Here is a 14,174-nt window from a genome sequence, read left to right on the forward strand (position 1 = left end):
GAACGGGTCGGCCGCGAGGCTCATTGAGGTCAGCCTCCCGTGGCGGGGCGGTCGCCCGCCGTGGCGTGTCTACCGGGCCGCCGTCTCGGGATGCCGTGCCCGGCTCACGTCGTACACGCCGGGCACGTCGCGCATCGCGCGCATCAGACCCTGGAGGCGCGCCGCGTCGGGGAGTTGGAGGGTGTACGTGTGCCGCACCCGCTGCTGGGTGGGCGGTTCGACGGTCGCCGAGACGATGGCGACCCCCTCGGCCGCGATGGCCTCGGTCAGGTCGGCGAGCAGATGCGGGCGTCCGAAGGACTCGGCGACGAGCGTGACACGGCACTCGGTGGTGTCCCCCCAGCGCACGGCGACCTCCGGGCGCCCCGCGGACATCATGCGCGCCGCTCCGGCGCACTCCACGCGGTGCACGGTGACCACTCCCCCGCGGACGGCGAATCCGGTCACCTCGTCGGGCGGTACGGGCGTGCAGCAGCCCGCCATGCGTACGGAGGCGCCCGGCGGGTCGGCGACGGCGCTCGCGGGGCGGGCGACGGGTTCCTCGACGGGGCGTGCGGGGGTCTCGGCGGGGCGTTCCGGAGTCCCGGCGGACGGTCCGGGGCCCGTGCCGGAGGTCCCTGAGGCCTCTTCGTCGCCGGGGGCCGGGTGGGAGGCGATCCAGCGCTGGATCGCGATCCGGGCGGCGGCGGTGTGCGCGTGCTCCAGCCACTCCCTGGAGGGCTCGGAGGCGGGGTCCTGGCCCATGAGGAGCTGAACGGTGTCGCCGTCCCTCAGGACCGTGCTCAGCGTCGCCAGACGGCCGTTGACGCGGGCTCCGATGCAGGCGTGCGCGTCCTCGCCGTACTGCGCGTACGCCGCGTCGACGCAACTGGCGCCCTCCGGAAGGCCGAGCGAGCCGCCGTCGGCGCGGAAGACGGTGATCTCGCGGTCCTGGGCGAGATCCTCGCGGAGCGTCGACCAGAACGTGTCGGGGTCCGGCGCGCCCTCCTGCCAGTCGAGCAGCCGGGAGAGCCAGCCGGGCCGGGTGGGGTCGGCGCGCTCGCCGTCGAAGGGGCGTTCCCCGCCGCCGTCCGGCTGATCCTCCGCGGGGGGCGCGTAGGGATTGCCGAGCGCGATGACGCCGGCCTCGGCGACCTTGTGCATCTGGTGGGTGCGGATGAGGACTTCGGCGACCTGGCCGTCGCCGCGGGTGACCGCCGTGTGCAGCGACTGGTACAGGTTGAACTTGGGGACGGCGATGAAGTCCTTGAACTCCGAGACGACCGGGGTGAGACAGGTGTGCAGCTCACCCAGGACGCCGTAGCAGTCGGCGTCCTCGTTCACCAGCACCAGCAGGCGTCCGAAGTCGGCGCCGCGCATCGGTCCGCGCTTGCGCGAGACGCGGTGCACGGAGACGAAGTGCCGCGGCCTTATGAGGACTTCGGCCTGGATGCCGGCCTCGCGCAGGACGCCCCGCACCTCTTCCGCGATCTCCGCGAGGGGGTCGTCGTCACGGCCCGCGTTCTCGGCGATGAGCTCCCGGGTGTGCTCGTACTCCTCGCGGTGCAGGATCGCGAAGACGAGGTCTTCCAGTTCGGTCTTGAGCGCCTGGACACCGAGGCGCTCGGCGAGCGGGATCAGCACGTCCCGGGTCACCTTGGCGATCCGCTCCTGTTTCTCGGGGCGCATGACACCGAGGGTCCGCATGTTGTGCAGCCGGTCGGCGAGCTTGATCGACATCACCCGGACGTCGTTGCCCGTCGCGACGAGCATCTTGCGGAAGGTCTCCGGTTCGGCCGCGGCGCCGTAGTCGACCTTCTCCAACTTCGTTACGCCGTCGACGAGATAGCAGACCTCGTCGCCGAACTCCGTCCGCACCTGATCCAGCGTCACCTCCGTGTCCTCGACGGTGTCGTGGAGCAGGGAGGCGGTCAACGTCGTCGTCTCGGCGCCCAGTTCGGCGAGGATCAGGGTCACGGCGAGCGGGTGCGTGATGTACGGCTCGCCGCTCTTGCGCATCTGACCGCGGTGGGAGGACTCCGCGAGCACGTACGCCCGGCGCAGGGGGTCCAGTTTGGCGTCCGGGTAGTGGGCGCGGTGGGCGTCGGCCACGTGTCCGATCGCGTCCGGCAGCCGGTCGCGCGCCGTGGGGCCGAGCAGCGCCGCCCGTCCCAGCCGGCGCAGGTCGATCCTCGGGCGTGCCTTCCTGCGGTGCGCCGCGGGCACCCCGGGCTCGAGCGGGGCCGAGCGCGTGGGGGCGGGCGTTGCAGGGCCTGGCGTCGCGGGATTCGTCGCCTCCGCACTCATGGGCACCTCCGGCTGCGTCAGACCGGCGGACGGGTGCCCCATGGCGAACTCGGCTCAGGGGATGGTGTCGATCCCCCGTCCGTTCCGGTGCTTGATGCTACCGAGCCCACCACGCCTGGTTGACCGCCTCTCGCCGAGCGTGAAACGGATCACCCATTCGAGCGAAGGCTTTTGGGTTTACAGTTTCGATCTTCTGTCGGGGAAGGCACGGACGTACGGGACGGAACCGGTCGGTCCGAACGGCTTTCGAGCCATTGCGGCCGTCCGCGACCGCGAGGCCCGCCGTCCACCCATGCCGTCCACCCCGTCATCAACCCGCGTCGGGCTCCCGCGTGGTCGGGGCGACGCGGGAGGGCGCCCCGGCCCGGCAGCTGGCCGATCCCGTCCGTGTCGGGCCGTACGGCCGAACGAAGCAGGTGACCGGCGCGGCTCAGCGGCGTGCGTGGTCCAGCCAGTCGGCGTCGATCTCGCCCTCGGCGACGATCACCGCGGGTCCGGTCATCTCGATCTCGCCGTCGGGCCCTTCGGTGATCACCAGGCGCCCGCCGGGCACGTCGACGGTGTAGGACACCGGCGTGCCGGTCACGGTCGGGTCGGCGTCGTCGCGGCGGGCCGCGGCGACGGCCACGGCGCACGCGCCGGTGCCGCAGGAACGGGTCTCTCCGGAGCCGCGCTCATGGACCCGGAGGGCGACGTGGCGGGGGCCCCGGTCGACCACGAACTCCACGTTGACCCCGTCGGGGTAGACGGACGCCGGGGTGAACGGCGGCGGCGTGTACAGGTCCCCGGCGTGCGCGAGGTCGTCCACGAAGGCGACGGCGTGCGGGTTGCCCATGTTCACGTTGCGCGCGGGCCAGCTGCGGCCGCCGACACTCACCGTGACCTCTTGCTCGGGAAGGAGTGCCTTGCCCATGCCGACGGTGACGTCTCCGTTCTTGGCGACGTGCACGCGCTTCACACCCCCGCGCGTGGCGACCGTGATGTCGCCTTCGGCCACATGGCCCGCGCGTTGGAGGTAGTGGGCGAACACGCGCACGCCGTTGCCGCACATCTCGGCGACCGAGCCGTCTCCGTTGCGGTAGTCCATGAACCACTCCGCCTCGGCGGCCATCCGCCGGGCCTCGGGGTGCGCGGCGGACCGTACGACGTGCAGGAGTCCGTCTCCGCCGATGCCCGCGCGCCGGTCGCACAGGGCGGCGACGACGGCCGGGGGCAGGTCGATGGCGTTCTCCGGGTCCGGGAGGATCACGAAGTCGTTCTCGGTCCCGTGGCCCTTGAGGAAGGCGATCCGCGTGCTCATTCCTCGATCGTACGGGGTCGGTACGACAGCCCCGCCGGTGCGGGGCCGGGGTCGAAGCGGGGTTCGCCCGGCACCGGGCACGGACCGGTTCGGCCCCTTCCGCTCCCCTTCGGCTTCACGCCGATCGCCCGGCTCAGTGCCAGGACGGGGCGGGGCGGGGCGGAGCCTGGTGCGGACCCACGCCGGAGTGGGGCCGGGTCTGACACGGCGTTCCGATCCGACACGGCATTCCGGTCCGGCGCCGTGTCCCGGTCGGGCCGGAACGGAAGCGGGCGCGAGGTTCCCCGTCCGTGCCCGGTCCGGGCCGGGCCGGGGCGGTTCGAGGACGCGCCGGGGAACGGGTTGAGGGGAGGGCCGCGTCCTGGGGGTTCAGGAGCCCCTGGAGTCAGCGCAGCCGGGCCACGCGCCACACGGCGAGCACCGCGACGGCGACGACGAACACGACGTACCCGATCACCACGCGCCAGTCCGGGCGACGCCCGGAACCGCGCGGCGGGAAGCCGGGCAGGGCGTAGCCGACCCGGCGGGCGGCCATCATGCCCCAGCCTGCGGCGCACGAGCAGATCAGCAGTCCGAGCATGGCGACCACGGCACCGCCGTCACCGAACTCGAAGGCCAGCGGGAAGGCGAACATCAGCGAGCCGGTCGCGGCCAGCGCCACGATCGGCGCGAGCTGCCAGATGCGCAGCAGACGCTGCGGGCGCAGCTCGACCTCGACCTCCGGCTCCGGGGACATCTCGCCGGGCCCGGGGCCGTCGGCGATCACCCCGCCGGGGGTGTCCTCGGGGCCGTCGGAACTCAGTCGCTCTCCGCCCAGCTCCGGCTCGATGCCCAGATCGATGTCCGGATCGATGCTCGGACGGACTCCGTCCCGATCAGCACCGTGTTCAGTGCCTCGTGCGGTGTCGCGAGGGCCGGCCTCCATCGCCACGCGCCCTCCCAACTCGGATTTCACTGGTCGATCGAAGCTCGATGATGGCACGCCGCCGGAGGCCCGGATGACGGCCGGAGCGTCCCGATGCCATGACGTGATCAGGCTGTGACCGGTCGTTCGACCAACGCCAGTGCGAGTCCCGGGAGTTCCGCGATATCCGCCACGGCCCCACTGAGCCAGTGCACCCGGGGGTCGCGCCTGAACCATGAATCCTGACGGCGCGCGAAGCGTTTGGTGGCGCGGACGGTCTCGGCGCGGGCCTCGTCCTCGGTGCACTCCCCGGCGAGCGCCGCGAGGACCTGCTGGTATCCGAGTGCGCGAGACGCCGTACGCCCCGCGCGCAGGCCGTGCGCCTCCAGCGTGCGCACCTCGTCCACCAGACCGGCCTCCCACATCCGGTCCACCCGGCGCGCGATGCGCTCGTCGAGCTCGGGGCGCGCCACGTCGACACCGATCTGGAGGGTGTCGTAGACGGAGTCGTGGCCGGGCAGATTGGCGGTGAAGGGCTTTCCCGTGATCTCGATCACCTCGAGGGCGCGGACGATGCGCCGGCCGTTGCTGGGCAGGATCGCGAGCGCCGCCTCGGGGTCGGCCACGGCGAGCCGCGCGTGCAGGGCGCCGGAGCCGCGCAGGGCGAGCTCCTCCTCCAGGCGGGCGCGGACCTCGGGGTCGGTACCGGGGAACTCCAGGTTGTCGACGGCTCCCCGGACGTACAGCCCGGAGCCGCCCACCAGGATCGGCCAGCGTCCCTCGGCGAGCAGTGCGTCGATGCGGGCGCGGGCGAGCCGCTGGTACTCGGCGACGCTGGCGGTGACGGTCACGTCCCAGATGTCCAGGAGGTGGTGCGGGACGCCGCCGCGCTCACCGGGCGTCAGCTTGGCGGTGCCGATGTCCATCCCTCGGTACAGCTGCATCGAGTCGGCGTTGACCACCTCCCCTCCGAGGTGCCTGGCGAGGAAGACGCCCAGATCGGACTTTCCTGCCGCGGTCGGTCCGACGACGGCGATGACCCTGGGGGCGGGGGGTGCGCTACTCACGCCCCCAGTCTCGCAAACCCGGGAGCCTCTCCTCCAACGAGCTACGTGACGCCGCGGGTCCGGGTTCGTTGCCTGTTGCGTGGCTCGGGCCGCCGGTTCAGGGAACCGGTGCCCCGGGCGGCACGACCGGACGCACCGGGCGACGCGGATGGCGTCGCCACGAGTAACGTATGGAGTGGATATGGGCGTTTTCGCACGACTTCTTCGGAGGTCAGGAGCCCCGGAGGAGCCGTCGGCCGCCGAGGCCACGAGCACCGCACAGCCGGTCGACGCGAAGGCGGAGGCGACGCCGGAGGTGACCGGTTCCACCGGAATCGGGGGCGAGGAGACGGCGGGGACTCCGGGGACCCGGGGGACCGACGCCTCGGAGGACACCGCCATCCCCCGGCAGCAGACCGCCGGGCAGGCCGCCGACAACGAGGCGGGCGAGAACGGCCGCAGGTGACGGGCCCACGAGGGAAGGCGAACCATGGGGCTGATGGACGATCTGAAAGCCAGACTGGGGCCCGCCAAGGGCAAGGTCTCCGGGCTCGCGCAGCAGCACGGTCACAAGGTCGCGCACGGCCTCGACCAAGCCGCGAAAGTCGTCGACGAGAAGACCGGACGCAAGTACAGCGGCAAGATCCGGACGGGCACGGCCAAGGCGAAGGACGCCGTGGATCGCCTCGCGCACAAGGACGGCGGCGGGACCACGGACCCGCCGGACCCGCCGACCCCGCCCCACGCGTCCTGACCGACCCGCACCTCGGCGAACGGCCGCGAAGCTCCGGTGACCAGGGCTTCCGGTCGTCAGTCGCTCCGGGACGCGCCGCGCGGCGAGGCGTGCGGCGCGCCTGCGGGCCCCGCCCTCCGCGGGCCGCCGGACCGTGTCCGGGCCGGCGCGAAGCTCCGGCCCGGACACGGTCGTGAGTCCCGGGTCGCGGCGACCGTCCCGGGGGCCGCTACGACCAGGCGGCCACCAGGTATCCCACTCCGTAGGGGGCGTCGTCGTACAGCAGGGCGCCGCCCAGCCCGGCGCCCTCGGCCGCGCCCGCGAGGACCTGCCAGGGGGCGCGCCCCGCGGCCTTCAGCTCGTACGCCAGGGCGGTGTCCATGGCCTTGAGGGCGGCGACGTCCGCGGACCCCAGGGCCCGGGCGGCCTCCGCGTCGAAGTCCGCCGCGCGCTCGTCGAGATAGCCGGGCGCCTTGAGCGTCCTGCAGGCGCTGGCGTCCCCCATGACGAGCAGGGCCACCCGCTCGGCCCGCCCGCCGATGTCCTCCCCGGTCCGGAGACACCGTTCGGCCTCCAGGGGTTCGCCCACTCCGAGGCCCTCGACCGGGGCGTCGGACCACCCGGTGCGCTCCAGCAGCCAGGCGGCGACGGCGAGGGAGGGCGGGAGTTCTCGCTGTGGGGCGTCCGGGCCCGCGCCGGCCCGGCCCGGGCGGCCGAGGCACACGTCGAGGTCGACCCCGAAGCCGCCGAAGGAGCCGCGGGTGCCTTCCGGATGTGTTCCCCGGCCGCTCTGTTCGGCGGGGCCGACGACCACCAGCAGGTCGGGACGTGACGCGGCGAGCACGCCCAGCGCGTCCGTGCACGCCGCGCGCGCGGCGTCCAACTCGGGTGCCGCGCCGGCGGCGACGTCGGGGACGAGCAGCGGAGGACAGGGGCAGACTGCGGCGGCTACAAGCATGATCCGCAGGGTAGCGCCGTGGCCCGGCGATCCGTCCCGGCCCACTCCGGTTCCGTGCGCCCGCCCCGGTGCCCCTCCGGTTCCTCGCGCCTATGGGCGGTGCGTACCACCGCCCGAGCCCCAGCCGCCTCTACGGAGGCGGGTGAACGCGTCCGAGCCCGTGGCGTCGCGGCCACGCACGCGGAGGTGGGTCGGCCCGCCGCCGTCCGGAGCGTCTCCGCCCGGCGTCCCAAGGCGTCCGCCGGGCTGGTCCCCGTCAGTCGCGGCCGCAGCCGCCGCCCGTGGCGACCGGCAGCGGCTCCGGGACGCCGATGCTCGGCAGACCGAGCATGACGCCCGCCGGCGCGGCGGCCTCGGCCGCGTTGCGCTTCTCCCAGGCGTCTCCCGCCCGCGTGCGGCGCACGTCCAGGACGGCGCCCTCGGCGAGCAGGTGGTGCGGAGCGGCGTAGGTGACCTCGACGGTGACCACGTCGCCGGGGCGGACCGTTTCGTCGGGCTTCGTGAAGTGGACCAGCCGGTTGTCGGGGGCGCGGCCGGAGAGGCGGTGGGTGGCGCCGTCCTTGCGGCCCTCGCCCTCGGCGACCATCAGGTCCAGGACACGGCCGACCTGCTTCTTGTTCTCGTCCCAGGAGATCTCCTCCTGGAGGGCGACGAGACGCTCGTAGCGCGCCTGGACGACCTCCTTGGGGATCTGCCCCTCCATGGTGGCCGCCGGGGTGCCGGGGCGCTTGGAGTACTGGAACGTGAAGGCCGCCGAGAAGCGGGCCTCGCGGACCGCGTGCAGGGTCTGCTCGAAGTCCTCCTCCGTCTCACCGGGGAAGCCCACGATGATGTCGGTGGTGATCGCCGCGTGCGGAATGGCGGCCCGGACCTTCTCGATGATCCCCAGGAACCGGTCCTGGCGGTACGAGCGGCGCATCGCCTTCAGGACGGTGTCCGACCCGGACTGCATCGGCATGTGCAGCTGCGGCATCACGTTCGGTGTCTCGGCCATGGCGGCGATCACGTCGTCGGTGAAGTCGCGCGGGTGCGGCGAGGTGAAGCGGACCCGCTCCAGACCCTCGATCTTCCCGCAGGCACGCAGCAGCTTGCCGAAGGCCTCGCGGTCGCCGATGTCGCTGCCGTACGCGTTGACGTTCTGGCCGAGCAGGGTGATCTCGGAGACACCCTCGCCGACCAGTGCCTCGATCTCGGCCAGGATGTCGCCGGTCCTGCGGTCCTTCTCCTTGCCGCGCAGCGCGGGCACGATGCAGAAGGTGCAGGTGTTGTTGCAGCCGACGGAGATCGACACCCAGGCCGCGTACGCGCTCTCGCGGCGGGTCGGCAGCGTGGAGGGGAAGGCCTCCAGGGACTCGGCGATCTCGATCTGCGCCTCTTCCTGGACGCGGGCGCGCTCCAGGAGGACCGGCAGCTTGCCGATGTTGTGCGTGCCGAAGACGACGTCCACCCAGGGCGCCCGCTTCACGATGGTGTCGCGGTCCTTCTGGGCGAGGCAGCCGCCGACGGCGATCTGCATACCGGGGCGCTTCGTCTTCATCGGGGCGAGACGGCCGAGGTTGCCGTACAGCTTGTTGTCGGCGTTCTCACGGACGGCGCAGGTGTTGAAGACGACCACGTCCGCGTCCCCGTCCGCCCCCGCGGGCGCCCGCACGTAACCGGCGCCTTCGAGGAGCCCGGAGAGCCGTTCGGAGTCGTGGACGTTCATCTGGCACCCGTAGGTGCGTACTTCGTACGTCTTGGATTCCTGAACGTCCACTGCCTGACTCCGGTCGCCGCTGCTCATGTGACAAGGGTAGGCGGTGCCTGGAGTACGTCCGGACGGCGGAGCGGTCCACAGGTGCACGACAGGCCGCTCGCGGTCCGGCCGACGTACCCGGTCCGTGATCACTCCCCGAGCGCGGCGAGTCGCTCCGCGACCGTCCCCGCGGCGGCTCCGAGCAGGATCGTGTAGTGGTTGGTGCCCTCGATCAGCTCGCCGGGAAGGCTCCCGGACGGTCCGGTCCACCGTTCGACGGCGGCCGCCCCCAGCATCGGCGGCTCCTGGCCGAGCAGTCCGAGCGGCGCGTGCAGGAGCAGCGCGGGCCCGGTGAGCCGCGTGAGGCCGGCGGCGCACAGGTCGGCCGAGGCCAGCAGGTCGCGCCCGTCGTGCCGCACGGCCTCCTCACGCGCCTTCGACCGCCGCGCGCCCCGGGGTCCGGTGAGGTCGTAGCGCACGTACGCCTCGATGTCGGTGTTCCATTCGGGGCCGAGCGCCGGATGCGAGCGGAAGAAGTCGACGTACGCCCGGTCGGTCCCGTACGTCCGGCCGAGGCGGGCCAGCGCGGGGCCGAGGGTGGTGTCCAGGATCTCGTCGAGGTCGGCTCCGGGCGGCACGGGCAGGGGCAGTCCCCCGTCGACGAGCAGCAGCCCGCCGAACAGCCCGGGTCCGCGCACCGCCGCGCGCAGCGCGACGTACGCGCCCATCGAGTGTCCGGCCAGAACGACCGGCCGGCCCGCGCCCAGGTCCTCCGCCAGGCGGCACAGATCCGCCGCGTGCCGGTCGAGGCCGTACGGTCCGGGGGCGTCCGCGCTGCCGCCGCGGCCTCGCAGGTCGGGGGCGAACAGGCTCCACTCCTCGGGGAGTCGACGGGCCACGGCGCGAAAGGCCATCCCGGACGCGGTGATGCCGTGCGCCGCGAGCGCGATCCGCGGCCCCCGGCCGAACCGCAGGACACGGAGGGTTCCGCCGTCGACGGGCAGATCGAGTTCGGCCGGCTCGCTCATGCGCTCTCCTGGTCGTCACTGGTGGGCACCCCGGGGGCGGTCGTGCGGTTCCTGGTGGCTGTCCGCGAACGGGGGAGCCATGCGCGCCGGGGCTCGGCGCCGTCCGCGACCTGTCGGTACGACCCGGCACCGGAAGGGTGGGTGGGCGCTGGGGCCGCCTGTGACGGCCGGCGGACCCGTCGGCGGCGGGCGAGGATCACCCCGCCCCGGTACTACGCGCCCGGCCCGCTCCACCCCTGCCGCCGCAGCACCTGCGCCACGTCCGGTGCCTGGTAGTGGTCGCCCTTGAGCACCTTGCCGTCGGCCCTGCGGGCGACCTGGCCGCCGGGGCCCAGTTTCGTCATGTTGGACCGGTGGATCTCGGCGATCACCGCGTCGAGGTCGATCCCGTGCACGAGGGCCGTGCCGTACGCCACGTAGACGACGTCGGCGAGTTCGTGGGCCAGCCGGTCGAGCGGGGCTCCGACCGCCACCTCGGCGACCTCGGCGGCCTCCTCGGCCAGCAGTTCACCGCGGTGCGCCGCGAGCTCCGGGGACACCGCGGCGGGCGTGTCGCGGACGCCGAGGCCGAAGGAGCGATGGAACGCGCGGACCAGGGAGGCCGGCGAGAGAGGGGCGGCGGGTGCCGAGTCGGCCGAGGAGCCGGAGGAGCCGGAGCCTGGAATGGCTTCCGAAGCGACCGGTGCGGTGACAGGAGCGGCCGGAGAAGCGGGTGACGGGGCGGGGAGCGGGACCGGGGACGGGGAGAGCGGCTGCATCCGGCGAGCCTACCGATCCGCCCGAAGCCTCCGCCGGGTCCCGCCCTGGCCAGGACCGCCCGGAAACTGGCAGGATCGCGCGCATGTTCCAGGCACTCCGTCGTCCCGGTCGACGACCCGCGTTGTTCGGCTCGGCGGCCGCGCTCGCGGTCGTCGGGCTGCTGCTGTGGTGGCTGCTGCCGCTGGACGAGGAGTCCCCGAGCGGGGCGATCACGTTCAGCACGGGCACCGAGAAGGGTGTCTACCAGATGTACGGCAAGCTCCTTCAGGAAGCGATCGCCGGGGACCTGCCACGCCTGGACGTAGTGCTGAAGAACAGCGACGGGTCACAGGAGAACGTGCGGCGGGTGGCCACCGGCGCGGCCGACTACACCATCGCGGCGGCCGACGCCGTGGAGACGTACATCCTGCAGAACAAACCGGGATCGGGCCGGCTGCGCGGCTGCTCCCGGCTCTACGACGACTACGTGCACCTGGTCGTCCCGCGCTCGTCGCCGGTGCGTTCCGTGGCGGACCTGAAGGGCAGAAAGGTCGCTGTCGGGCCGAGCGGCTCCGGGGTGCGGCTGATCGCCGACCACGTCCTCCAGGCCGCGGGACTGGACCCCGGCACGGACATCGAACCCCTCGCCTACGGCATCCAGGACACGCCCGACCTGCTCAAGAACCGCAAGATCGACGCGTTCTTCTGGTCGGGAGGCCTGCCGACGACCGCCGTGCAGGGGCTCTCGAAGACCGACGACATCAGGCTGGTGCCGATCGGTGGCGACGTCATCGAGAAGCTGCACAAGCAGGGCGGCGCCTCCCGGTACTACCGGGCCGCGGTGATGCCCGCCGACGCCTATCCGAAGGCACAGCGCGAGACTCCCGTACCGACGCTGGCCGTGGCGAACCTCCTCATCACCCGGGACGACGCCGACGCGAGGCTCACCGAGGAGCTGACCCGGACGGTCATCGCCAGCCGCGACCACATCGGCGAGGTGGTGCACGCGGCCCAACTGGTGGACCTGCGCACGGCGATCTACACGGACCCGCTTCCCCTGCACGAGGGTGCCCGCCGCTACTACCGGTCGATCAAACCGTGACGCGCAGCCGGTAGAAGGCGGTCGGCGGCAGACGGTCGGCATTCGGCGGCCCGGAGCCGGCCGACCGGAGCCGGCCGTCCGCATCGCGCGGTCCGTGGCCCGCGGCCAGGGAGCCGTCGGGAGGCCGCTCAGGCCACCGGACCCGATCTCGGTACCGTCACCGTCACCCGCAGCCCGTGCGGTTCGTGGTGGTCGTACGCGATGGAGCCGCCGCCCGCCGCGAGCAGGGCCCGCGAGATGGAGAGGCCGAGGCCCGAACCCTTGACGTTCTGGTGGACCGCGCTGCGCCAGAAGCGGTCGCCGATGCGGGCGAGGTCCTCGTCGCCGAGGCCGGGGCCGCCGTCGGTGACCACGACGGTCGACACCTCGCCGTTCGAGGCGACCGTCACCTCGACGCTCTCCCCCTCGGGGGTGAACTTGACCGCGTTGTCGATCACCGCGTCCAGGGCGCTGGACAGCGTGACCGGGTCGGCCCAGGCGGTGGTGGCCGGGCAGGTCCCGGTCAGCAGCACGCCCCGGCTCTCGGCGACCGGCTGCCAGGACGCCACCCGCTCGGCGGTCAGCTCCCCGATGTCGGTGAGGCGCACGTCGGCCTCGGCGTGCTCGGCCAGTGCCAGGTCGAGCAGGTCGTCGAGCACCTGGGTGAGACGCTTGCCCTCGGTGCGGACCGAGGCGATCTCCTCGTTGCCCTCGGGGAGTTCGAGGGCGAGCAGCTCGATGCGCAGCAGCAACGCCGAGAGCGGGTTGCGCAGTTGGTGCGAGGCGTCGGCGACGAAGGCGCGCTGCTGCTCCAGCACCTCCTCGACGTTGTCCGCCATCTCGTTGAACGACCGGGCCAGACGCCTCAGTTCCGGTGGGCCGCCGGCGGCGGCGACCCGGGACTTCAGGCGTCCCGTCGCGATGTCGTGGGTGGTCGCGTCGAGGACGCGCACGGGCCTGAGCACCCAGCCGGTGAGCCGTAGCGCGGCGCCGAGCGCGAGGAGCATCGCGGCGATCTCGCCCGCGCCGATGATCAGCCAGCCGCGCAGGGTCTGGGAACGCATCTGCCCGGTGGGCGAGTCGGTGACGACCACCGCGATGACGTCCCCGTCCCTGATGACCGGGGAGGCGACGACGAGACGGTGGCGCTGCCAGGGCCAGACCTGCTGCGGGTCGTGACTGCGGCGGCTGACGAGCGCTTCCTCGAAGGCCTCGCGCGCCACACCGGACTTGGGCAGACGCCAGTCGTCGGGGGCGTAGGCCATGGGCTTGTCGTCGCGGTAGAAGACGCCGGCCCGGATGCCGTACACCGCGTAGTAGCGGGCGAGTTCGTTGCTCAGGGTCTCGGCGCGTTCGTCCGGGAAGTCCTCGTCGCCGTCGGTGGGCACGGTGACGTACTGGGCGAGGGCCGAGAAGCGGGCGGTGTCGTCGATCCGGTCGACGATCACGCGCTGCTGCTCGGCGGCCGCCACACTCACCGCCAGCGGGATGCCGAGCGCGAGCAGCACGGCCGCCATCAGGACGATGAGCAGCGGGAGCAGGCGGGTGCGCACCCGTGCCCGCTACGCGACCGGGGCGACGAGCCGGTACCCGACGCCGCGTACGGTCTCGATCAGCGCGGGCATGCGCAGCTTGGAACGCAGCGACGCCACGTGCACCTCCAGGGTGCGCCCGGTGCCTTCCCAACTGGTGCGCCACACCTCGCTGATGATCTGCTCCCGGCGGAACACGACTCCGGGGCGCTGGGCGAGCAGCGCGAGCAGGTCGAACTCCTTGCGGGTGAGCTGGACCGTCGAACCGTCCACGGTGACCTGGCGGTTGGGGAGCTCGATGCGTACGGGGCCGAGGCACAGCGCGGTCTCGCCGGGGGCCGTCGCGTCGTCGTGGACGCTGCGCCGGCTGACGGCGTGGATGCGGGCGAGCAGCTCTCCCGTGTCGTAGGGCTTCACCACGTAGTCGTCGGCGCCGAGGTTGAGGCCGTGGATGCGGGAGCGGACGTCCGCGCGCGCGGTCACCATGATCACCGGCGTGGCGGTCCGCTTGCGGATCTTGCCGCAGACCTCGTAGCCGTCCTGGTCGGGCAGCCCCAGGTCGAGCAGGACGACACCGAACCCGTCGCTCTCCGGGACGAGCGCGCGCAACGCCTCCTCGCCGCTGCGGGCGTGTGTGACGTCGAAACCGTGCCGTGCCAGCACCGCGGACAGGGCGGCGGCGACGTGATTGTCGTCCTCGACGAGGAGCAGTCTCATTCCGGCCCCCTCCGGTTCATCGGTCGTACGATCTCGGTCTTCCGAGCTCGGTGCGCGCGCGAGCGCCAAGAAGGAAGTCACGCCGATGGACAAGGACGGCGTCAAGGGGCTTCGGG

General features: G+C 72.9%; 13 protein-coding genes. 3 read left to right on the plus strand and 10 right to left on the minus strand.

From position 1 onward, the window contains the following. Window positions 1-69: 69 nt before the first annotated feature. The 4 genes from ACFYW7_RS33475 to miaA all read right to left on the minus strand — a co-directional run bounded on the left by ACFYW7_RS33475 (window position 70) and on the right by miaA (window position 5,557). The gene (locus ACFYW7_RS33475) at window positions 70-2,286 is read right to left on the minus strand and encodes a RelA/SpoT family protein (RefSeq protein WP_389509353.1); all 2,217 of its coding nucleotides are present in this window, start codon (window positions 2,284-2,286) and stop codon (window positions 70-72) included. 430 nt (window positions 2,287-2,716) lie between these two features. Beyond that, window positions 2,717-3,586 (minus strand): diaminopimelate epimerase, encoded by an 870-nt coding sequence (gene dapF / locus ACFYW7_RS33480; RefSeq protein WP_389509355.1) that lies wholly within the window; start codon window positions 3,584-3,586, stop codon window positions 2,717-2,719. A 385-nt stretch (window positions 3,587-3,971) separates the two neighbouring features. Next, a complete protein-coding gene (locus ACFYW7_RS33485; RefSeq protein WP_389509434.1) occupies window positions 3,972-4,511 on the minus strand; it encodes a hypothetical protein in 540 nt (179 codons plus the stop codon). Window positions 4,512-4,618: 107 nt separating this feature from the next. After that, entirely contained in the window at window positions 4,619-5,557 is a 939-nt protein-coding gene (gene miaA / locus ACFYW7_RS33490; RefSeq protein ID WP_389509357.1) for a tRNA (adenosine(37)-N6)-dimethylallyltransferase MiaA, read from the minus strand. A 181-nt stretch (window positions 5,558-5,738) separates the two neighbouring features. On the opposite strand from miaA, the gene ACFYW7_RS33495 reads away from it, so the two are divergent. Both ACFYW7_RS33495 and ACFYW7_RS33500 read left to right on the plus strand, forming a co-directional pair. Further along, window positions 5,739-6,002: a hypothetical protein gene (locus tag ACFYW7_RS33495; RefSeq protein ID WP_389509359.1), complete on the plus strand. Its 264-nt coding sequence runs from the start codon at window positions 5,739-5,741 to the stop codon at window positions 6,000-6,002. A 24-nt stretch (window positions 6,003-6,026) separates the two neighbouring features. Continuing rightward, window positions 6,027-6,290: an antitoxin gene (locus ACFYW7_RS33500; RefSeq protein WP_389509361.1), complete on the plus strand. Its 264-nt coding sequence runs from the start codon at window positions 6,027-6,029 to the stop codon at window positions 6,288-6,290. A 208-nt stretch (window positions 6,291-6,498) separates the two neighbouring features. Here ACFYW7_RS33500 and ACFYW7_RS33505 read toward each other — a convergent pair whose 3' ends face one another. The 4 genes from ACFYW7_RS33505 to ACFYW7_RS33520 form a co-directional block, all read right to left on the minus strand. Further along, window positions 6,499-7,227 (minus strand): class III extradiol dioxygenase subunit B-like domain-containing protein, encoded by a 729-nt coding sequence (locus ACFYW7_RS33505; protein WP_389509363.1) that lies wholly within the window; start codon window positions 7,225-7,227, stop codon window positions 6,499-6,501. A 256-nt stretch (window positions 7,228-7,483) separates the two neighbouring features. After that, window positions 7,484-9,010, minus strand: coding sequence for a tRNA (N6-isopentenyl adenosine(37)-C2)-methylthiotransferase MiaB (gene miaB, locus ACFYW7_RS33510; protein WP_389509365.1), 1,527 nt, complete (start codon window positions 9,008-9,010; stop codon window positions 7,484-7,486). A gap of 101 nt (window positions 9,011-9,111) precedes the next feature. Continuing rightward, complete coding sequence (locus ACFYW7_RS33515; protein WP_389509367.1) at window positions 9,112-9,990, minus strand: alpha/beta fold hydrolase; 879 nt, start codon at window positions 9,988-9,990, stop codon at window positions 9,112-9,114. A gap of 212 nt (window positions 9,991-10,202) precedes the next feature. After that, a complete protein-coding gene (locus ACFYW7_RS33520) occupies window positions 10,203-10,655 on the minus strand; it encodes a MazG nucleotide pyrophosphohydrolase domain-containing protein (protein ID WP_389509436.1) in 453 nt (150 codons plus the stop codon). Between the two features lie 176 nt (window positions 10,656-10,831). Between ACFYW7_RS33520 and ACFYW7_RS33525 the strand changes: the two genes are divergently transcribed. Further along, window positions 10,832-11,830, plus strand: a complete 999-nt coding sequence (locus ACFYW7_RS33525; RefSeq protein ID WP_389509369.1) for a TAXI family TRAP transporter solute-binding subunit — start codon at window positions 10,832-10,834, stop codon at window positions 11,828-11,830. A gap of 128 nt (window positions 11,831-11,958) precedes the next feature. Here ACFYW7_RS33525 and ACFYW7_RS33530 read toward each other — a convergent pair whose 3' ends face one another. Beyond that, window positions 11,959-13,362 carry an ATP-binding protein gene (locus ACFYW7_RS33530; protein ID WP_389509371.1) on the minus strand — a complete coding sequence of 468 codons (1,404 nt, stop codon included), beginning with the start codon at window positions 13,360-13,362 and terminating at the stop codon, window positions 11,959-11,961. Window positions 13,363-13,371: 9 nt separating this feature from the next. Beyond that, entirely contained in the window at window positions 13,372-14,058 is a 687-nt protein-coding gene (locus ACFYW7_RS33535; protein WP_389509373.1) for a response regulator transcription factor, read from the minus strand. Window positions 14,059-14,174: the final 116 nt, after the last annotated feature.

Source organism: Streptomyces sp. NPDC002580, from assembly GCF_042889485.1.
GTDB lineage: Bacteria > Actinomycetota > Actinomycetes > Streptomycetales > Streptomycetaceae > Streptomyces.